Origin of the sequence: Aquimarina aquimarini (genome assembly GCF_900299535.1) — a bacterium.
Lineage (GTDB): Bacteria > Bacteroidota > Bacteroidia > Flavobacteriales > Flavobacteriaceae > Aquimarina > Aquimarina aquimarini.
The window spans coordinates 98,581-121,223 of record NZ_OMKE01000035.1 but is presented as its reverse complement, the minus strand read 5'-3'; the positions used below and the strand labels follow the sequence as shown (position 1 = coordinate 121,223).

At 33.7% G+C, this 22,643-nt stretch carries 15 protein-coding genes; 2 read left to right on the top strand and 13 right to left on the bottom strand.

What is annotated here, in order from left to right; translation table 11 throughout:
* Positions 1–453: 453 nt before the first annotated feature.
* The 5 genes from DG508_RS14875 to DG508_RS14855 form a co-directional block, all read right to left on the bottom strand.
* A complete protein-coding gene (locus tag DG508_RS14875) occupies positions 454–987 on the bottom strand; it encodes an ORF6N domain-containing protein (protein ID WP_108868903.1) in 534 nt (177 codons plus the stop codon).
* Between the two features lie 11 nt (positions 988–998).
* Positions 999–1,592 (bottom strand): JAB domain-containing protein, encoded by a 594-nt coding sequence (locus tag DG508_RS14870; protein WP_108868902.1) that lies wholly within the window; start codon positions 1,590–1,592, stop codon positions 999–1,001.
* A gap of 41 nt (positions 1,593–1,633) precedes the next feature.
* Complete coding sequence (locus DG508_RS14865; RefSeq protein WP_108868901.1) at positions 1,634–2,524, bottom strand: tyrosine-type recombinase/integrase; 891 nt, start codon at positions 2,522–2,524, stop codon at positions 1,634–1,636.
* Positions 2,521–3,438, bottom strand: coding sequence for a tyrosine-type recombinase/integrase (locus tag DG508_RS14860; RefSeq protein ID WP_108868900.1), 918 nt, complete (start codon positions 3,436–3,438; stop codon positions 2,521–2,523). Before DG508_RS14860 ends, DG508_RS14865 begins: the two co-directional genes overlap by 4 nt.
* 86 nt (positions 3,439–3,524) lie before the next feature.
* Positions 3,525–5,123 carry a hypothetical protein gene (locus DG508_RS14855; protein ID WP_108868899.1) on the bottom strand — a complete coding sequence of 533 codons (1,599 nt, stop codon included), beginning with the start codon at positions 5,121–5,123 and terminating at the stop codon, positions 3,525–3,527.
* A gap of 138 nt (positions 5,124–5,261) precedes the next feature.
* On the opposite strand from DG508_RS14855, the gene DG508_RS14850 reads away from it, so the two are divergent.
* Together DG508_RS14850 and DG508_RS14845 are read left to right on the top strand one after the other, a co-directional pair.
* Complete coding sequence (locus DG508_RS14850; protein WP_159090851.1) at positions 5,262–5,636, top strand: helix-turn-helix domain-containing protein; 375 nt, start codon at positions 5,262–5,264, stop codon at positions 5,634–5,636.
* 204 nt (positions 5,637–5,840) lie between these two features.
* Positions 5,841–6,179 carry a thermonuclease family protein gene (locus tag DG508_RS14845; RefSeq protein WP_108868898.1) on the top strand — a complete coding sequence of 113 codons (339 nt, stop codon included), beginning with the start codon at positions 5,841–5,843 and terminating at the stop codon, positions 6,177–6,179.
* 155 nt (positions 6,180–6,334) lie between these two features.
* Here DG508_RS14845 and DG508_RS14840 read toward each other — a convergent pair whose 3' ends face one another.
* The 8 genes from DG508_RS14840 to DG508_RS14805 form a co-directional block, all read right to left on the bottom strand.
* Positions 6,335–6,718 carry a hypothetical protein gene (locus tag DG508_RS14840; RefSeq protein ID WP_108868897.1) on the bottom strand — a complete coding sequence of 128 codons (384 nt, stop codon included), beginning with the start codon at positions 6,716–6,718 and terminating at the stop codon, positions 6,335–6,337.
* Positions 6,719–6,729: 11 nt separating this feature from the next.
* Positions 6,730–10,410 (bottom strand): DUF6443 domain-containing protein, encoded by a 3,681-nt coding sequence (locus DG508_RS14835; protein ID WP_108868896.1) that lies wholly within the window; start codon positions 10,408–10,410, stop codon positions 6,730–6,732.
* Positions 10,411–10,459: 49 nt separating this feature from the next.
* Positions 10,460–14,812: a PKD domain-containing protein gene (locus DG508_RS14830; protein WP_108868895.1), complete on the bottom strand. Its 4,353-nt coding sequence runs from the start codon at positions 14,810–14,812 to the stop codon at positions 10,460–10,462.
* 363 nt (positions 14,813–15,175) lie between these two features.
* The gene (locus tag DG508_RS14825) at positions 15,176–19,168 is read right to left on the bottom strand and encodes a DUF6923 family protein (RefSeq protein WP_108868894.1); all 3,993 of its coding nucleotides are present in this window, start codon (positions 19,166–19,168) and stop codon (positions 15,176–15,178) included.
* A 285-nt stretch (positions 19,169–19,453) separates the two neighbouring features.
* Positions 19,454–20,173 carry a LytR/AlgR family response regulator transcription factor gene (locus DG508_RS14820; protein ID WP_108868893.1) on the bottom strand — a complete coding sequence of 240 codons (720 nt, stop codon included), beginning with the start codon at positions 20,171–20,173 and terminating at the stop codon, positions 19,454–19,456.
* 13 nt (positions 20,174–20,186) lie between these two features.
* Complete coding sequence (locus tag DG508_RS14815; RefSeq protein WP_108868892.1) at positions 20,187–20,507, bottom strand: Hpt domain-containing protein; 321 nt, start codon at positions 20,505–20,507, stop codon at positions 20,187–20,189.
* Positions 20,508–20,510: 3 nt separating this feature from the next.
* Positions 20,511–22,103 (bottom strand): sensor histidine kinase, encoded by a 1,593-nt coding sequence (locus DG508_RS14810; RefSeq protein ID WP_108868891.1) that lies wholly within the window; start codon positions 22,101–22,103, stop codon positions 20,511–20,513.
* Positions 22,096–22,641: a heme NO-binding domain-containing protein gene (locus DG508_RS14805; protein ID WP_108868890.1), complete on the bottom strand. Its 546-nt coding sequence runs from the start codon at positions 22,639–22,641 to the stop codon at positions 22,096–22,098. Before DG508_RS14805 ends, DG508_RS14810 begins: the two co-directional genes overlap by 8 nt.
* Between the last annotated feature and the right edge of the window lie 2 nt (positions 22,642–22,643).

Below are 22,643 nucleotides of genomic sequence, written 5' to 3'. Positions count from 1 at the left end.
GGCGTAGCCCATGTAGTAGCGGTTTTGCTTAATTTATTATTCAGCGATAGCGTACCTTATTGTTTTTAAGCAAAAGAGTAGCTACGGGTGAGAGAGGAATAGAGCAAGGCTATTTGTTTGTAGTGGAGACTACCGACCGGAGGTGAGGAAGTTGTAACGGTATGGAACAAGTGCTTTTTTCAGCACTTGTGGAATAACAAAAAATAGCTTGCGGAGTGACGAGACGAACTCCTTTGTACAGCCCGTAACTAATGATCTGTTACTGACTTTTAACTAAAAAACCAGACCTGTCGATCTGGGATTTTTTATGTTTAGCAAGCTACGACTGTAAGGAGTAGCGAAGCTTTTCTTTTTAAATTTATTTCAGTCTTTTAAAAGCTTGTAGTGTATCAGTACGTTTTTTCCTTTTAAATTCTTTTTAATTATTTAATTATCAGATTATAAATTGGTTGGTTATTTCTTGTACCCAATTTTCTTTCTCTCATTGGGTTCAGGTGTGTCTAATTTTTTATTGAGCTCATCAAGGTAATCAAAGACCAGTTCTATATTTTTACTGTGATTGGTAAGTTTTTTTTTGATTTCTTCGATTTCTAGTTGTACATTTAGAGTATCGGTTAGGGTTTGTCTTATTTGGGTAAACACTCTAATAATTCGGATATTCACTTCAATAGCTTTTTTACTATTCAAAATACAAGATAACATGGTTACTCCTTGCTCCGTAAAACAAAAAGGAGCATAACGTAAACCTTTTTGATCTGTTTTGGAGGTCGCAAATTGCGTCCTCCAATTTTGGAACTCATTTTTTGTCATTTCAAACATAAAATCTTCTGGAAAACGCTCTGTATTTCTTCTTACAGATTCTTTTAACCGTTTTGTTTCTACCCCATAAAGCTCTGCTAAATCCCTATCTAACATTACTTTTTGATCTCTAATCAGGTATATTTTACTAGTGATTATTTCGTTTGGAATGGTGATTTCTTCACTCATATTGACGTAAGTTATTGTAATTTGGTAATTTCTTCGTTGCTTAATCCTGTAAAGCGCATAATGGTTTCTATATCAACATTTTCTTCTTTCATTGCTTTTGCCATTTCTCTAGCTTTTTCCTGTTGCCCTTCTTCTTTTCCTTGTGCCTTGATTTCGTAGGCTGGAACATATTCAAGGCTCTTTTCTAATTCTTGGAGTAGGCCACTTTGAGTAAAACTGTAAAAGGATGCTTCGGTAATGATTACATGGTCTAAAACTTCTATATGTAATATCCTCCCTGCTTGTATCAGTCTATTGGTAATGTCTTTATCTGAGTCGGATGGTTTTAGTGTGCCCGCAGGATGATTGTGTACTAAAATAATTCGTGTAGCTCTTTTCTGCAAGGGGATGCTGTAGACTTCCATCGGTTCTATAATCGTAGTGTTTACACTACCCATACTAACGAGTTCTATATTGAGTACGGTATTGGCATTGTTTAGGCTGATTGTCCAGAAGTGTTCTCGGTCACGGTCTGTTTTTTGCTCCCGTTTTAGGATGCGTTGCATGATTATGTATAATTCTTCGGGACTTTCTATTTTGGTATTTGGCTTCACTCGGATGTTCATTGTGTGAGGGTATAAAGTTATGGTTTTATATGGATTCTGTTTTACTGTAATGGATGGAACTTATCTATAGCTTCGTGCAGACTTTCTAGATTATCTTGTTTGTATGATTCTGTAGAACTAATATGGCGATGTCCTGCCATTTGCTGTACTTGTCTGATATTATAGTGCCTTAACCATCCTACAATAACACTGGCTCTGATATGGGTATTATTGATGACTTTTTGATTGTAGGTTTTTAGCTTTTTTAAGATCGGGTGTAAAATGGTATTGAACTGTGGGGTGTTTAGTGGAAACAGCTTTTCATTATCAGTATTTACATGGTCTTGTATGATTGGTCGTATTTCTTCTATATATTCTTTGAGTTCTATAATCTGCCACGATTTTAAGGGTAACTTTCGCCATGCATTACGTCGGGTACTTGGGATGTAGATGGTTCCTCTGCGTAGGTCTACATGCTCAACTTCTAATGATTTAAAATTATTAGATAATAATCCTTGATAGACTAGTAATCCTACCACTACTTTATTACGCTTTGCCGTGGCTTTGTAATAAAAATTGTCTTTCCAGATCTTATCGGTTTGATAGCTGTAAAATAGATCTTCTAGTTCATCACTGCTAAGTAAGTTATGGAACACTTTTTTGTGTTCTCCTCTTACTTTTAACCCTTCTGCAATATTATCTGTTCGATACCCTTGTTCTATCAGATAGGTGTAATAATGTTTGATCGCCCAGATATGCCTATTAATGGTTTGGGGTTGATTTGTAGTTTTTAGGTGATTGATATAGTTGAGTACTTGCCTGTAGGTTAATGATGTTGGTTTGGTACGTTTGGATTTGCACCATTGTTTGAGCTTATCAATATTGTAGAGATTGGTTTTTATGGTTCGCTCACTATGTTGTAGTTCTTCTAGGTATGTATAATAATCTTTCATAATGATTCGAGTAAGTGGGTGTATATCTGTGTGGATTTTAAAGAGCTATGCCCTAAGAACTGTTGTATATCTTCTATATGCATGCCTTGTTGTAATAGGTGGGTGGCAATACTATGCCTGAGACAATGAGGGGTAATGTGTTTTTCTTTTAAGTTTTGAGTATCTACAAGGGTTAATAAATGGCGTAGTCGTTTTGCTAGACAGTTACCTTGTAGTCGATTTCCGTATTTATTAATCAGTAGTGCTTCTGTACCATGACTACCATTATATAGGGGGCGTGCTTCGTAGATATAATCTTCTAAGATTCGTAAGTTGTGTTTGTTGATGGGTACGTAACGCTGTTTGTAATTCTTGCCTTGCCGTACAAACACACGCCCTGCATCAAAAAGGATATCATTAATATCAAGACTTACAGCTTCTGTTCTACGTAAACCGCAACTGTATAATATAACAAGGATGGCTTTGTCTCGTAATCGGGTACGCTGGTATGTACTGCTATAACTGGTTACTGCAAAGAGTTGTTTGATCTCTGATTGGGTAAGGATATCTTTGATAGCACTTTCTTTCTTTTCTAGGCGAAGGTGTATTTTGAAGGTTCTTGCTCCGTGTTTTTTGAGGTATTCCCTAAATTTTCTAAGGGCATTTTGATGTTTGTTGAGATAGGCTTTGCTTAATGCTCCGCTAGTACGTTGGTTACTGCGTTCTCCTAAATATTTGTAATAGGCTTTTACAGTATCGATAGTAATATGGTCTAACTGCTGGATATTATGGGTTTCTAACCAGTGGAAGAACTCTCGCATAAAGATGGGGGTATAATATACTGTTCGCTCATTATAGCCTAAGATATCCAGCCATTGCTCAAAAGCCTCTAAGAGGCACTTATAAGATGTATTATGTAGTTTCAGTTTTTTCATAAGATCTACGTGTCGAGGCTCTCGACTAATTTTTTTATACGGTATGTGTTTTTTAGGATTTTGCGGAACGAGAGGCAAAAAGTAGTTTAACTCGCTCTTTTTGTTTTAGTTGCTTGTTCCGTTTTCGGAGTGGAACACGTTGGAACAGTGGAACGGTCGGAGTCCGACAGGTTATCTATTTTTGATACACATTCCTGTAATGCTTCGGTGATCTGTTGTTCTAGTTCTTTATATTCATTAGGGTTGGTGATTTCATACTTGATACTGGTTTGACCTTTTTTCTTAGGTTGTTTTTTGAGGTAGTAACTCTCTATCAGTTGTTTGTGATACCGCCATTGGGTGGTCTTTTTTACTTTTAAGCGTCTACGGATTTCTAAGGCTGTAAAAGTGGTTTGTGTATTCTGGTGTAAATATTTCTTAAGTTCCTCTAAATAATTACGGCATGCTCCTGTGATTTCATCACTTTTACGCAAGAGTGTTTCTTTGATCAGCTTGTTAGCTTGCTGTATATCTTGTACGGTAGTTTCTATATATTCCTCTCCAGTCTGTTCATCGTATTTACGTTCCCTTTGATATTGGCAGTAAAAGGTAATGGCTTCTATAAACTGTAAGTAGTGACTGTTGGTTCTTCTGGGTTTAAATACAGATTCTGGTAATTCTAAATATTCTGCATAAGGATTGATTACTTTGATAGGTTTTAGCATTCGTTGTACATCGCGTAAAAATCTGGATGCACTACATTCTTCTTGTTTATTTATTCGTCCTGCCGACTCGGTACGCTGGTAGTGCATGATCTTTTTATCTTGCTCACTAGATTCATCGATATATAATAAAAAACTCCTGTTGCTATTATCTTCATAAATACTTTCTTGTGTGGTACAACCTGATACGCTTACAGGGCCTTCTACAGTAAGGTGTATCGTTTTGGTAGTGCCTTTTCTGTCTTTATGAACTACCGTTTTGGTAATCCTCTTTTTAGATTGTAGTTCCCGTAATGGGTACAGTACAGATTCTGCACCATCTAAGTCCTCGATTAAGATTAACTTATGTTGTAATTCTGTACGATTAAAATAATAAAAGGCATTTGCTGATAATACCGTGATTTCTACTTTATCTTCATCGGGGATGAGTTCTGCAACCTTACTTTGTAGATGTGTTTTACCAACTCCTGAACTACCAAGACTGATACAATGTAAGGGGTTATTGGTTTTTCTACTGGTAAAGATTAGGTACATTAATAATCGGTTGGTTTCTTCACCAATAACTCCACTTTTACCAATGAGTTCATTGGTTTTTTGTAGTAAATCGTTGCTTTTTAAAAATTTGGTAGCTACTTGTTTCTCCTTTGTGTCTAGTTCTCGTATATAATTTTCATTTTCCTGACGCTCTTTATCAATCTGATCAATACGATATTGTTCTAACTCACTTGTGAGATTTTGGAGGCACTGTCTTACTACTGATGTACCGATTTCTATACGTTCTGCTACTTTTCTTACTAAGCGTTCTATGGTATTATCATTATATAAATCGATACTATGTCTTAGTACATTATGGTTTTTAGGTTTTTGTATGCTTAAGGTAACTCGCATACGTTCTAGATTATTGAACTTGATACCGCCTAGAATATGGATTTCTAAGTGTTTGGTGATATAACTGTAGTTGTGTGGATGGGTTGTATCTAACATAGCCTAAAAATATTTTAATAGTCATATTTGACTACAAATATATATAATTTGTTTATTTAAAAATATATACTTTGGTTATTATTTTTAACTCTGTTATATTTTATGTTCATAATTATCTACATTTGTATAACATTTTTGATGTTTTATCTATTAATATTTACACTTATGTCATTTGGCGATAATTTAAAGAGAATACGTGCTGAGAAAGATATATCACAAGGTGATCTTGCCAAGATGATAGATGTACACGCTACACATATATCAAGATATGAGCGTAATTTAACATCACCAACCATTGATGTAGCTAAAAAGATAGCTGATGCTTTAGAAGTGTCTACAGATTCACTTATTTATGGTTCTGATGAGCAAATTGTAAATAATAAACTTAATGATGAAGAACTACTACAACTATTCCACAAAGTACAGTTATTAAATAATGAAGATATTACTAGTGTAAAAGCAATGCTTAAAGCTTTCGTATTTCAAAAAGATATACAAAAACAACTTACATAACAAAACTTATAGTTTTATAAACATTCTATTTAACTTCATTTTATTACTATATATAATCACCATGCATTTTTGACCTTAAAAATGTAGTTGTATTTTATAATTACCTAGCATACAGTTTGTTGTAATGATTTTTTAATGCTTTTTTAAACCCTTTTTTGAACTAAATTACATTTTTACACCCAAAAATGTAGTACTTTTAATCACATGTATACATATAAAGCAACGATAATTAGGTGGATTGATGGCGATACCCTGCAAGTAGAGATTGATTTAGGATTCTATGTACAGACTACACAAAAAATAAGACTAGCACGTATTGATGCTCCTGAGATGAACAATACGGTGGCATACAGAGAACGACAAGCTAAACACGCCAGAGCAGTAGCAAAAAAATTCTGCCCAGAGGGTGCAATCATTACCATTACCACCACCAAACAAAATAAAGACCAATATGCACGATACATTGCAGAAGTAACCTATAACAACACTAATATGTCTGATTATCTGATTGATAAAAACGTTGCTAAACTCTGGAAAGGATAGATTTATACTTTAAAACAAAAACCAGCTACATCACTGTAACTGGTTCTTTGCTTTTATTTACTCGTACTGCTTACTCTTACCCGCCAATCTTTGACGACACGAAGCTTCGCGGTAGCGGGAGCTATGATATCCGAGCTATTGAGTATTTCAGGATGTCACAAATTTATGATTTCTAAAGTTGGTTCTTCTAAAGATATTATCTCTATAATATCCTCAGGAGTTGCAAGTAAGTAATGAGTTACTTCATCTTCACTTACTATATCGTAGCTTTCTTCAATGATCCAACTTATAAAATTACTTTTTCTAGTGTAAAAAAAGGTGTGATCTTCACAAAGAGCTTTATTGTCATTTAATGTTTTTAATCTTTCTGATTCATTTACATTTCTATATGCTATTTGACCATCAAACTTTAAAATATATGATTTTTTATCTTTAATCTTTTCTTTTAAAACAAGTCTAAAACCATCAATGTCATCATATAACCCTGATAAAAACAATCTTTGTGGAAGCCCTTTTAATTCAATTTTTATTAAATCCATAAACATAAAAATTACTGTTTTTCTCCAAACCTAAATTTAGTCTTTTTCTTTCCGTCTTGTATTTCAACAGTTGGTCTTTTATCAGAGCTGTTACTTCGAACATTAATTTTATTCCCATTATCTAAAACACCTCTACGCCCATTAGGAATATCTTTTACATCTGTAGGGTTTAGATCATCAAAAACCTTATTGGCATCATCCATTCCACCCTTTCTATCAAAATTTGTTGTTTTACCTTTAGTATCATCTCCAGGAGTTGAACTTTCTTTTAGATCTTCTATTTTTTTGGATGTACTGCTTTCAGAATTTTTATTATTAGATGAAGAACTACCATTTCCATTCTCTGTGTCAGCTTTCATATTACTGATGGTATTGGACATTATGATTCCTCCAACGGTAAGTTCTGCTGCTCCTTTAGCTAATAACCCTCCACTTGCTGCTGCACCAATTCCTCCAACGGGAGCTCCAACTCCAGTAGATGCCACAGCTCCAGAAGCAACTAAACCTCCTGTACCTGCTACTGTACTTCCTGCACCATCTACTAATAATATAGTTGAAATAGCTAAAGATGTTCCATTTGCTGTACTAACCCCATTTCTAAAAGCTTGTGTATTTCCTCGACTTCTAAGATTTGTTCCAAAAGTATTATCAACCATTCCTGCTAAAAACCCTTGTAAGCCTTCGCAACACATTTCTACTGCATTTCCATCTGGATCAATATAAATTACAGGATTGTTAAGTGCATAGGTATATGGAGAAGTAGAATAATATTTTTCAGCTAAAGCATCAGGAGTAAACCATCTGCCTACAGCAGGGTCATAAAATCTTGCTCCAAAATCATAGGTGTTTAAACCAAGTTCATCTTGTTGTTCTTTCCCTCCAAACTTTAATAATTGCGCTGTAGAGTTTCCTAAAGAAGATACAGAACTGTTATATCCTTTATGAGTTAATCCAAAGGGATAATAATTCGATTCTTCTACAATCTCAGGAGTACCTGCATCATTTTTGGTGTAACTTAAACGCGTATTCCCTAAATGGTCTTTATAATTGTACACATATCGATATCCTGTACCATTTGGAGTTGCATACCCTTCGGGTGTGCTAAAATACTGGAGTGCACCATTTTTATAGACGTAATTACCTGTGTAGGCGGTTATAACTTTAGGCTTGTTAGGTTCTGTTACAATCTTTTTTTGCTTTACTCCTGTTGCATCATAGATGTAACGTATATATTTTCTTGCAGCATCTACATTTATACGTGTTGGTAGATTTAAATGATTGTATAGGATTCCTCCTATATCTTTATTAAAATCCATATATAAATTCCCATTGGCATCATATCGGTAATCTTCTTGAGTATTTGTACCATCTTTAAATCCATAGGATTTATTACCTGTATCAACCACCTTTTGTAGCTTATTACCTGCATCATAATGGTAGGTAAGGATATCCATACCTGTATAGCTAGCCCCATTTTGAAAACCGTTTCGGGTTAGGGATTTTATATTACCCATCTTATCATAGGTAACATTACTCAGGTTGTAATTAGTAGTATTGCCTGTAGCACTGTTAATTCTATTTAATGCATCATAAGAATAGGTATACCATCGTTGTGTATGATCATTGGCAGTTTGCCACTGGGTTTCACTAATGTTTCCGTTATACAGGGCAGTAGCCCCATGTTCTGGGGTATTATAATTGATTTTAAATCCAAATAAATCACCGTTGTCTGTAGCTCCGTTATTGATCGATTTCAACCATCCCCGTACATTGTAATCATAGGATATATCTTGTAATACTCCTCCTACTGATTTGGATGCTAATTGCCCCAAGGCATCATAGGTATTTGATACGATTAATTCTCCTGTTGTTTCTTGACTTCTAATTTGAGCTGAGAAATTTTTATTAACTGCTCCAGAAAAATTAAATCCATTAGCTAGTAGGATCTGTCTTTGTGCTATATGATTCTGAGTTTCTGTAACAGGAGTTGATATTGTTATTGTTTGGGGTGGAGTAGGCAGATTATTAGTATTGGTGGTACAGTTGGTGCCAGTCAGGTCTTCTATACACTGTCTTTGTGTAAGAAACCTACCCATATGGTCATACGTAAAAGTGTCTATAGTTACAATAGGAGTATTGGTATCTTTGGTATGTGTTGTTTTACTCTGTTTCACTTTACCTACAAAATCTAATTGTGTTTCTATAACATCAGTAACGCTAAGGTACTCATTTTTGCTTGCAACATAAATAGCACGTCCTTTTTTATCATAATAACTTACCGTAGTAATCCAGTCATTCGTGTCTAGAACTTTTACTTTACTTCCTGTAGGTAATGATTTGGTAGTATTTACAGTTGGTTCACCATAAACAGTAGCGGGTTGTATAAAAGCTTGTGCGGGAGTAGTACCTAAGAACTCATAGTCATCATAATAATTAATGGTTAATACCTCACTAGTAGTAACTTTTGGGTATCCTCCATCATCATAATGCATAGATATACCCCCAATAGTGTTAGCATTTTTTTTAACGACCCATAGGTTTGTGATAAAATTAGTGGCTTCTGTTTGTAACTGAACTCTTGTCTTACCAGTAATTTTTATTTTACCTGTATAGGCTACTCTGCCAAAGGCATCATATTTGGTAAAGAGCCATTGATTTTTTTGTTTTAAAAGGGTATCTTGAACCATCACTGGCAGGTTCAAATTATTGTATACAATATACTCCCATCCTTTACCAGGAACCTTCTTTTCTATCAATCGATTTCTATAATCGTATTTGTATTGGTAACATAACTCTGATAGCTCTATAGTAGATACGCCATCATTGGTAGTTACTTTAGGCGGAATGACATAAGTAAGGTTACCATAATCATCATATACATAATACGTATCGTGAGCTATGCCAGCATTATAGGTTGTTTTTAGAATTACTCTACCTTGTTTATCTTTATACTCTTTGGTAGTATGGTCATCAGGATGCGTCTGTCCAGGCTGCCAATTTTCATCTTTTATGATCGAAATGTATAATTGATTTGCAGTATAAAATCCATCTTTTATCAAAGTTGGAGCTTCAGTATTATTGGGATTATTAAAGGTTACTTTAAAATACACAATCTTATTTGCGATATTAGTATTGATTTCATATTTGATAGTATGATCCGTATCATTAGCAGGATCTGCTTTCCATGCTGTACCAGGAGCCGCTTGTTCTAATACACGATTTAGAGGAGAGGATTCAAAAACACTTTCTGAATACGCATTGATATCTGAGAGGTTAATTATCCCAGAGAAATCATCTGGATAAGTGTTTTTGTAATATTGATTAATAACTGTATCTACATCAACAACTTTATAAGTTCCTGCCGTATATGCATTAATATCTTCAAAAGGTAGGTATTGTTTGTCTTGCTTACCATTTGGGTTGTAAGAGATATGAGAAACAATATCTTTTTGATTAATAGATGCTATGATTGCTCTTGTTTGTATTGGCCTGCCTAAACCATCATAATATGTTATGGTCTCAATAGCACCACTTGCATCATCTATAGTGTTACAATTTGCATTTTTTAGACTTGAGATGGAGGTTGCTACCTGTGGAACCATTGTGAATATAAAGTTTTTGTCTGATAAGACTTGAGCTTGCAATTGTATCCCCAAAAAGAATAGGATGATATATATAATATGTGTTTTCATCAGTTTATTTTTTTAAGTCATTTTCAACTTTTGTTTTTTTGATTTGGGATTACCATTGTCCGTCACCACCGCCATTACCGCCGCCGCCATCGCCACCACCACCGTTGCCGCCGCCGTTACCACCGCCACTGGTTCTATTTACAATGACAGGCATAAGTAATGTTACTTTCTGTCCAGTGCGTGTGTCGGTATAGTCTATAGTAACTTCATATTCACCATTTTCACTAATTCCAAAAGTATAGGTAGGACCATTACTAGATAGTGTACGTTGCCAAGAAGGATTTGATATTTTTCTTAGCTTCCAATTTGATCGGGTATTGTGACCAGAACCACCTGTTGGGGTATTTGGTCTAAATGTGACACTTCTATTAGTGTTACTAATAAATCCTGAACCAGGAGTAGCACTAACTCTCATTGGGTTATATACATAAATGGTTCGATCACTGCTCCACTTATAATGAGTAGGGCGTATCAAGTTATCAATTGTTTTTACTTTTATCTTATAACTTCCTGGTGTTAAATGTCTATAAGAAAAATTGTTTGTAGTAGTACTTTGTTTTACATTGTTTAGATACCATTCATACTTATAATTTCCTGATCCGTTATAAGTATTAGCCTTAAAGGTTACTGAGGTTCCTTTAACAATATGAGTAGGAGAACTTATCGTTATAGTAATAGGATTGTAAACATGTAATGTTCTTGCATTACTATCGATTGATTTATTAGTTTTGATATCAATAACTTTACAGTATACGGTATACGTACCATGAGAAGGAAAATTATACGAATACTTTGCAGTGTTATTGCTTTGTTTTATGTTGTTGAGATACCATTCATATTTATAACGACCAGATCCTCCCCCAATATTAGAGACAGTATATGTAGTCTGTGTGTTCTTGAGTATGTGTGGGTGATTATCACTCAGTAAAGGCTGTAGTAATGGAGGATATTTTACATCAACAGTAATGGTTTTTGTAACAGAAATTTTGGTGTTAGGATCATAAACGATAACAGTAATTGCAAAAACTCCTTCATTAGTAAAAGTTTTGGTAAATGAAGTACTATTTACATTACATTCTTCTTTGATATTATCTATATACCAAGTATATATAAATTTACTAGTATCCCCAGATAATCTTGTAGAAAAAATAATTGGTTTTTCGGGAACAAGAGGTCTCGTATGGAATATAGTTAATGCGCCGTGCTGACTAATTAGTTGGTTCTCATAATTATAATTTATTTTTTTAATTATATTTTGATTTTTGTCTAAAATATATTGAAGGCGATTAAACGAGTCATACTTATAATAAGTGGTGTATCCTTTGGGATCCGTTTGACTGCTTACTCCTATTAAAGGGTTGTAAGTATAGCCTGTTATTTGAGAATTTTTAAAATAAGAATGATTTCTAAGTTGATTAAACAGATTTCTCATATTGGTTTCCCCTGTCACTGTTGTCTCTGTATCTGATAAGGTTTTTAATTGCGTAATCAAACTCATTGCAGTATTAGGCATACCTGTATAACTGGAATTATCGATTTTTAGAATTGGTTGCGTATTGTTATACCCCCAAACAAATAGTATGTGTATGCCACTATCTTCAGATACCTCTAGAGGGTATCCTTGATTATCATAGCTGTGATATACAATTTGTGATACAGGTGTAAGATCTTTTTTGATTGTTTTGGTAATTTCAGGAAGAAGAATTTCACCTCCCCACCTTTTAAAGGTTGTAGTTTGAGTAAAAAGTGTGTTTCCATTTTTTTTGCTTTGTACAGTCAACGGAGTACTAATCCTGTTTTGAGAAATCAAAGCATTATTACTACTTGTATTGATATCATATGGATATCTATAAGTAGTTGCAATGGTAGAACCTTTACTATCTTTTACGGTTTGCGTTTTAAGTTGACCATATGGGTGATCATATGCGTATACAACCTCATTGGTTAATGTGTCTGTGGTTGAATTATTGAGGTTAAAAAACTCATGGGTAGTTGTTTTCTTTAATTTATACTCTTTGGGATAGTCTACATAAAAACTCTTAACATAATCTTGTGAAATATCTTCTTGCAGAACAAAATGACTTCCCTCTCCCTTATATCTATACATTATACGGGAAACAGCCATTCCATAAGCTTTTTTGGTACTTTGTATACTTCTACCAAAAGGAAATACTTCTTCATATTCATTTATGGTTTCTTTCTGCTTTATATATGTAGGACCATTTGGTTTGTTCCCCTTTTTGAATACTTCAGACTTTAAGAGTTTTCCTTTTTTCCAGTCATTATTTATTGGTGTAACATAAGGAAATCCTCCTCCTCCGTTTGTAAATGAAGAATAATGATTTACTGTTTTTCCGTTATGGCCATAATTTTCTAAAACTTCTACTCGTCTATATAATATGGGAGCTCCTTGATAACTAGTGAAATCTTGCATGCTTTTGGCAACCCTATGGGTTTTTTTGACAGAATGATTGTTTTTTCTTTCTGTAGTCCTATATTCAAAAGATGCAGGTGAGCCAACTAAAATACCACTTGGCTTCCCGTCCTCAAGGATATATTTATAATCTTTACGGATTTGGTTGCCATTATTATCATAATCGATTGTGCTCTTTACTCGTATTCCTCCAACATATCTATGGCTAATTTCTCCACCATTCATTGTACCATAATTTATTATGTATCGTACTCTAGCCGATGTGCCAACAGGAGCCCATAGTCTACCAGTAATACGAACTTTTCCATCTCGTGTGTACCCTAATTTTTCATTATGTTCAGAATAATAATCTTTACAATCCCTAGTTTGGTTACAAGAGATGGTTTCTCCAAATATAGAAAAGTCCATATTAACCTTATTATAACCGCAGCTTCCAGAATCTGTTTTAATTTGAAGTTGAGCTTCTGCGCCAAAATGGTTATTATCTGCTCCTTCTCCCAAAATAACTCTGGCGTAAACACTAATTACACTATTTTTTGGAACTTCAATAATTTCATCGATCATTCTTTGATCACCACCAGGAGTGGCTTGGAAACCTCCACTTTTTACTTTATTATGAGAATAACTACAATTTGAAGTATTTACAATACTGGACCCTAAGCTGTTTTGCTCATAAAAAATTTTAGTAGATCCTTCTGTGGGGTATTTAATTTCTTTTAAGGCTCCTGAGATGGTTTTTTCAGGAACAATTCCTCGACCACCACCTAGCAATGAATTTCTATTACCATTATAGTATCCCCAAAAATCCTGAGTTTTGTAATTATCTTTGATAGGAAGATTTGTGGGGTAATAATGATATATAAACTCATACCATGGGAGAGTCATTTCTGCATTGCTTTTGATTATTTTTATGAGTGTTTTTCTATTTTTGTCAGGCCTATCATAGGTAAAATCATAGTTAACAATTTGTTTACTATTGTTCCATACAGAGATATTATTTAGGGCTAAAGTAGCAATACTTTCATCTATAGAACTAGTAGTGCTAAGCCTTACTTCTCCATTAGGGAAAATGATTTTATTAAGTCTATTACGGGTTAGTGTTCCAAAAGTATATCCTGTTTTGGTTTCTGTAGCTACAGCCACTCCTGATGTTTGAGATTCTGATACTACTCGTTTGGTATATACTTCTGTAGGAGCATATTCAAAAACAATATTCCCTTTATTATTGGGCAACTGTACTTTGGTTAATAAATAGTTTACAGGAACAGAGTAGCTTACTGTCTCATTGAAAGCATAATAATCATAGGTTGCTGTTTCAAATATATCAAAATGATAGATAATCCCTTTTTCATTTGTGATTTTAAAGGTATTAGCAGTTTTAACAATGTTATAATTTTTATAATTAATGAATACAATATCTCCTTTTTCATTATAGACAAAACTACCATCTAATCCAGGAACATTGATACTATATTTGTCTTGTTGACTATCATAATTTCTGTTGGCTACATTGTCATATATCTGATATCGAATTTTATCAACTTCTGCCAGTGAAAGATGGTTAAAATCTCCTTTTAAAAAAGGGACAATAGTATTGTCTTTGTATGCTTGATTACCAAAATCATCATCCATACCGCGAACTTGCCTAATGATATATCCATTTGCGATAAGGTCCCAACCCATTCCTGTCATTGGGTGATCTTCCTCTGTGATTAACCCATTATAATTGTAAGATAAATAGATTGGCCATTCAAAATCACCAATTTTTATAGTATAAAGAGGAACTGTGTAGTTGATTTTACCAGAAGCTAAATTTACAGGAACATTCCCATAGCTACCTAGTGAAGATGCTTCTGGTGTAACTGGAAAAACCTGTAAAGTTTCTTTAAGAGGGTTGGATCCAGTAATTTCTTGACCAAAAGTCATAGCATGTACCAGAATTAGAATACCTAAAAGTCGTTTTTTCATACAAATAATTTAAAGGCAGATTTATTTTTTTGATAATTGATTTACTTTAATAGATTTTTTAAGATAAATCAAGGTTGCAAAAAATGGTTTTTTATAAATCTGTGTCATTGGACTAAATTTCTTATGCAATATTACAGCGCACAAGTACCATTTTTTGAAACTGGCTAAAAAAAAAATAAAAAAATATGAGAATTGTATTCTGATCTACTAAGAATAAAAAGAAAGGAAATAGATTTAACTTATTGATTATGTGTTAGTTATTGATTTTTTTGAGGTTTGGTAGAAAAATAAAAAATAACGAGGATAATATGTATAATTATCCTCGCTATTACCCAAATCCTGAAAAAAAACCAATCTTAATAATTATTGTATCAAAAAACTACCTTTATATTGTTGCTTGTTATCTCCTCTGAGAATATAGTAGTATACCCCAGACGTAAGGTCTTTTGTTTCAAAAATGAAAGTATTATTATTGGTCACAATACTTCCTTGTCGAACGATTCTTCCTAGCATATCTACTACAGTTATTTCTAATGCATCGTGTGTATGAGGCACTTGGATCGTTGTGTTGTTTTTGAATGGGTTAGGGTAATTGCTAAGTTGAGTTATTGTAACTTGTTCTATTGTTTCTGCAAGAGCAATTTCTTCGTTTTCACTTTCAGGCTCAAGGTCAGGAGTAGTCGTTGGTATTTTTGTAAAACCAAGATTAGCCACCTCTAGATAGAATGGAGAGAAGTTTTGGTAATCTCCCTGAATAGAAAATACAACGCTTCGTATATTTCCTATACCCTCTTTACTTTTGCTACCGTTAGAGAAATCAGAAAAAGAAAGGGTATATGTCTTATTTTCTGAAGAAGCATCAATTGTATATCTCAGCCTATTATTCCAATCCGTTAGATTTTCGGTTACTAATATGATTTCTATATCCTTATCAGCTTGCATGTCAAATTGTATTGCATCATAATCAGACACATCCAGTGTAAGTTCACCTGCCAGAATATTTCTGAATAAGTTTATAGTTTCTTTTACTTCGCCTTCTACTACGGCATTACGTTCTATAGTATAGCTATTGTCTTTGATTTCTGGGTTGTGTTGTGTGATCTCAAAATTTTGGATAACTGCTCCCTGATCTAGATAATCTATACCCCAAGGGCCATCGGCTAGGTAAAGGGCATCTAGTTGAGAGGAATCTTCTGTTGCAATAGAGAATCCTATATCAAAAAGGTTTCCAGTATTTATGCTTATTTGTTCATTATAAGCTCCAGACAGTGCTATTGTTTGAGTCATATTACGTTCTTCTGATAGTTCGGTTGCTCTTATGTTTCCTGAGAAATTGATATGACTTGCACCAAATTTATTGACGATATTAAGTATGAGTTTTCCATTACGATACGATCCTTTTTCTACAAATACTGTAGGCACTGTTTTATTGGTTTTATGACTTCGTAGTGGTTTATTTGTTAAAAAGGAATCCAGAATATGATTTGCAATATTTGCAACTTGTGGTACAGAACCTCCCCATACTTGAAAATTAATATAATCTCCTTCTGGGTAGTTGTCTATATTCCATAAACTATAGATTTCATTTTCATATTCTCCTTTTTTGATAGAAAAAGCGATTGCGTATTCTATTTCGCCAGTAGCTCTCTCTATTCTTGTACTTATTAGAGTATGCTTTTTTATGTTTACAGTTCTTACATCTAATAACTTAGAGCCATTTAATCGATCACAAATTGTTTTTGAATGGTCATAAACAGTTCCTTCTGTTGATGTTGCTAGTGCAGCAGCCACTCTTTCTTGTCCGTTATAGTAATCTACAGAGAATACAGCATTTGCATTTGTGATCCCCAATAAATCATCAGGACTCGATACATAGGTAGATTCTGTTTTAAAGATTCCTGTCTCTGGGAAATAAGTACTTAAATCCTCGCCATTACTGGATTTATATGATTTTACACTTGGTTGAAACTTTTGTTGTGCCTTTTTTGTATTAAAAACACGGTTTGTTTTTGTACGATTAAAATTTCGTTGGGCGATCAGATTTGCTAAATCCCCGTTGCTTTCTAATCCCCCGTTATTAGCAGAAGTTACATCGGTTGCAGTATCAATATCTACATAATTATCTGTGGTGATTGCGGTGTATGGACTTGCTGTGATATAGAATAAGGCATCATTAAAATCTTGATCACAAGAGGCATAATCTCTTCTTATATCTTCAAATCCTAAAATAATTCTTTCGTTATCGGGATCTGATAGCAATACATTATGATACCTTAGTGTAGCATCGCTCTCTGGGTTATAATCAGGATTAGAATATAATTGCCAGTATCCTGTTCCAACACAATTATTTTCCCACGCATTGGCCAATAATACCCATCCAATACCCGTATTTGGGGGGAAACTTCCTATTTTTACTTTATCGCCTATCTGTAACCCGCCACCACTACCTACTGCAGATACGTTAGGAAAAATAATCGTAATATCTTCTGGTGCTGGAATAGATGAAGAAGGAGTATTGGTGTCATAGGTATAAAACCCTAATGTATTTCTATATCCCGCTCCTTCTCCTACAAAAGTAACCCATATATCAGCTTGTTCTTGTACCACCACATCAGTATCATATCCAGATGTAATATAGTGTGGATTAAAATCAGGTACAGGATATCCTTCTGGCAAAGCGCCATTAATCATATCTATCGTTTCTTGAGTTACGACATCTTGCCCGTCAAGATATTGTGGGGTTCCGTCGGTAGAGAAACTACCAAGATAATTATATCTATCGCAAATTTCTGGGATAGGAAAACTCTCAGGAGTCTGCCCACCATTATCAGTAGAAAAACTACTTTTTCTTAAATCAAAGCTATCATCCAGCCCATCTTGGTCATTATCAATTCCTGATAAAGTAGTTTCAGCAACTCCATCACCATCACTGTCATATGCTTCAGTACTATCTGATATACCATTATTATCAGAATCTGTATCGAGGTGGTCATAAGTATCTGTGCCATCTGTATTGATTGTACCGTTTGTTGTTCCTCCATAATCAGAATCAAAAGCATCATCTAATCCATCATTATCAACATCGGTATTAGATAATCCAAGATAAGAAGTAGCATCTTGCCCTTCTATAAGGTCTACAATTCCATCATTATCAGAATCAATATCGTAACAATCATAGATAGTGTCATTATCGGTATCAATTAGTTGTAGGTTTGTACCAGTTTGATCTGGATCAAAAGCATCTGCTAATCCATCTGCATCTGTGTCTATAAAGTTGGCATCTAGTCCATTATAAATTCCGTCATTATTAGAGTCTTTATCACCTTGTCCTGCCTCTACAATATCATATATGCCATCGTTATCAGAATCAATATCAAAGAAATCAGGAATCCCATCACTGTCTCTGTCAAAATCATCCTGTACAACATTATCTCCGTTACCACTAGTATCATTATCTAGGTAATTGTACAGGTCATCACCATCACTATCCCCATAAGGGTCTATACCATTGCATTCTACGGTATTTGTGATTCCATCACCATCGCTGTCGATATCCATAGAATCCAAAGCACCATCTTGATCTTTATCTAGGGGAGAAATACCACTAGCACATTTAAAGCCATCATTAGAGTTTGTAGTTTCGGTAAGATTTAGTAATGTTGCTGTAGGAGTATCACTCGTATAGTCATTTATTAGATAAAGTCCGCCACTATTGTCTGATAAATACAGTCGATTATTGACATCTGCATAAGCTGCTCCAAATGTACTACTAGGAAGATTGGTTACATCTTTACTAGAAAACATAGGAGTTCCAGATGAGAGATCCCATTTGTATAATTTTCCTCTGCTACCTCCATAAAAAGCACCATTGATGTATGCGATATCGGCACATGTACTAGGGGACGTTTGATCAGCTGTAATAACCTCAAAAACAGGAGAGGATGTGCCGTCATAATCTTTTAAATTTGTTATTTTATGAAACGTATTTTTGGTAGTATTCTGAAAAACCCATAAGTTTCCATCTGGATCAACATCTGCTGCATATCCACCACCAAAGACTACTGTTCCTGATGGAGTTACAGCTCCTAGGTCAACTACCATGTCTTTTGCTATTCTCAGTAAGTGTTTATCGCTTTTTTTGATAGCATATAAATAGTTGTCAACCACATTATATCCACCCGCATTATAAGAAGAATAGCTATGTAATCCATCAGAATATGAACCCGTGATAGGGTCATAAGCTTTCATTACACCAGAGATCACTTGATAAAAATTACCTTCATCACAATCAAAAGGTTGTTGGGCGTATATAGAAAAAGTAATTAGTAGGACGAGAAGAGTAGTTATTTTTTTCATTGCGGTATGGGTTTAGTGTTCTGATAGTCAAAACTAATGGATACCTGCTTTTTTGAGAAGATAATTCGATAAGCTGTAGTTTGTTGTAGATGAGTTGATTGTGTAGGAGGTTGAATAAGTTATAAGATAATATTTTATTGGGGTTTAAAATTTGGTGTACAATATATTTAGGTGAAATCAAAAAAATGAAATACCTAATAATTTAGATAGGTGTAAGAAGTTTTTCAACACAGTTTTATTTAAAAAATTATGTTGATTATATTATATGTTTTGGTTTTAAGATGGTTACAGTAAGTTTAATCGTCTCATTAATTCAGGGCGATTAGAGCGACTTACAGGAACCACATCTTTTGCAATAAGAACGCTGTTATCCTCTATATCAATAATTTTTTTGATGTTTATTATGTAAGAGCGATGTACTTTTAGAAAAAGATCATCGGGTAGTTTTTCTTCTACTTTTTTTAAGGTAGAATGTACCGTATAATTCTGTTTTTCTGTTTTGATTAAAACATAATCCCCTTTGGCTTCTACCAGATTGATTGTGGGGATATTTATTTTAATCAATCTACGATCGATATTTATATAGAGTTCGTTTTTTTCGGTTTGATTTGTAGTGGTGGTTTCAGCAGCCTTTTCTATTACAGGTGTGGTTTTTGGAGTACTTTCTACTTTCTGAATTGCTTTTAGAAACCGAGGCAAAGTAATAGGTTTTACCAAATAATCTACAATACAATCATATTCAAAAGCTTCAAGAGCAAATTTTTTATCAGAAGTAGTTAGGATTACCTGTGGTGGATTTTTTAAGGTATCTATAAAATCAAACCCTGTAAAATCAGGCATGTGAATATCTAGAAATATAAGATCTATAGCTTCTTTGTTTAAGAACTTGATAGCCTGAATTGCATTAGGAAAATCCTGACTTACATTTAGCTCCTCTACTTGTGAGCATAGTTGTTTTATAATAAACCTAGAAGTCTCTTCATCATCTATAATTATGCAGTTCATATAAGTTGGTTTTTTAAAGCGTTTTAAGAAAATGTTCTATGGTATCTAAAATTACTATAAATTTTGAATATAACGAAGTATCATTCTTTTTTAAACCTTCTTCAAAATCTATAGTGATCTGATAGCCTGATTCAAAACCTAGCATTCCTATTTTATGTTTCAGTTTGTGCACATTTTCTGCTGCCATTAAGTATGCTTTTGAGGCATAGTTAGTAAAAAACTCATTCTTTTCTTCTGGGAATTCTCGTTTTACAATAGCAATCAGCTTTTGTTCAAACTCTTGAGAGCCAGCAGAAAGTTCTTTGATGTAAATAAGGTTAGGGGTCTCGTTCATAGGTTATTTTTTTAAAGTAAAATAAAAAGTAGTTCCAATTCCTTCTTGCGATTCAATCCATATATAACCATTATATAGATCAATAATTTTTTTTACTATTGATAGCCCCACTCCAGTAGATTCTTTTTTATCATCTAATGTTTGAAATATCTGAAATATCTTATCATGATATTTTTTAGGAATACCTTGTCCATTATCAGAAATGGCAAATTCCCAGAAATCCTCTTGATCTTTGCAAGAGACTTTTACAGTTCCTTTTTCTTTATTGTTATATTTTATAGCATTACTGATTAGGTTCTGAAATAGCTGTTGTAGTCTAAACTTATCTCCTTTGATAATAGGTAAGTTTTGAGGGATAGATATAGAGATATGATTAGGAATATGAATAACATCTATTATATCAGTCAGAATATCGTTGAGCGCAATATTTTTATTAGGATGTTCCTGTTTGTCAATACTAGAGTATTTTAGAATCCCGTTGATTAGGTGATCCATTTTATCTACTTTTTTTAGTAGCATATCTAGCGATTTATGAGCATCATCATCAAGAGTGTCTTCATAATCTTCTTTTAACCATGTGATAAGTGCATTCATACTACGCAAAGGAGATTTTAGATCATGAGATACAATATGTGCATAATCATTGAGGTCATTATTACTACGTTCTAATTTTTTCACCAATAAATCACGTTGTTTTTCAGATTCTAGATGTTCGGTAATATCTTCGATAAGAGCTACTTGGTATTTGATGTTTCCGTTATGATCTCGTACAGCAGAAATATTAGTTTTTGCCCAAAAAGAAGTGCCATCTCTTTTTTTATACCTTTTGTTTATAGATAAGTTATCGATCTGCCCTGTATACACTTTTTCGAGATCATCAGCAACAGACACATATTCATCTTTTACAGAAATATCCTTAACCTCTTTTTGTTGTAACTCTTCTTTAGTATATCCTAATAAATCTTGAAAAGCTTTATTAGTTTGAAGTATTTTACCAAATTGAGCTAATACAATCCCCAACGAAGAGTTTTCTACTATAATAGATAATTGTTTTTTTTGCTCTTCGAATATTTGTTTTTGCTCAATTTTCTCTGTGATATCTGTAACAATTCCTTGAGCACCTATTGGTTTTTTGTTTTTATCTCTGATAAGGCTGGCATTAATGTGTACAGTTCTTACCCCAATTTTTTTAGTATATACTCTGGCTTGATAATCAGAAAAAGAACCTTTTGTAATCAATTCTTGAAATGATTCCATAGCATAGCGATAATCATCTTTATAGATAAGCCCTACCACATTGAGTTTTTCTTGTGCGATATCATACCCAAAAAGCTGTTTTGCAGTATCATTCATTTCTAGAACATTACCAGATATATCCATAAGTACATATGCATCGACCAAGTTGTCAAATACTCCTTGTAGTTCAGATTCTTTTTTCCCTACCTGATCTTTTAATTTTTTGTTAGCCTTTTTTAGTTTTTGAGTAATATCGTAGAGTTCTCCTGATTTTTGTTCAAGAATTTTTTCAGCCTGTTTACGTGCCGATTTTTCTCTCTGTAAAGCCCTTTTTAAAATATGTATTTCGTCATTACCCATTTGTTTTAACGATACTAAATTTTACTTCTGTTCCGTCTGACATTAGTTTCTCCATGGTTATATTTGCAGTAGCATCAAAATGCTCAAAAGTTTTACGCATTAATCCTAGTCCAAAGCTATACATTGCTCTACTTGATTTGTATATCATGACGAGTTTGGATGTTGTTTTTTCTTGTATTTCAAAGGTGGGTAGCTCTGCATCTGGATATATTTTTTTTACCTCTACATGAATATGATTTTCTATAGAGGATAATAACTCGATAGGATCAGAATACATATTTATTAACCCAGAATAACTAGTCACCAATACACTAAAAAAATGTTCAGCATAGACCAAAAGAAGGTCATCAATACTCAATTGTGTATGCTCACTTAGATGATTCAATAAACTTAACATTTCAGAAAAGTTATAGGTGCCTATTGCTGTATATACTCCTTGTGATGGGAGATTGGATTGTTGTATGATTTTATCAACTACATCCAATCCAAATTTATCTTCTACCAATTCTAAAAACTCTGTAAATACAATACCTTTCATAA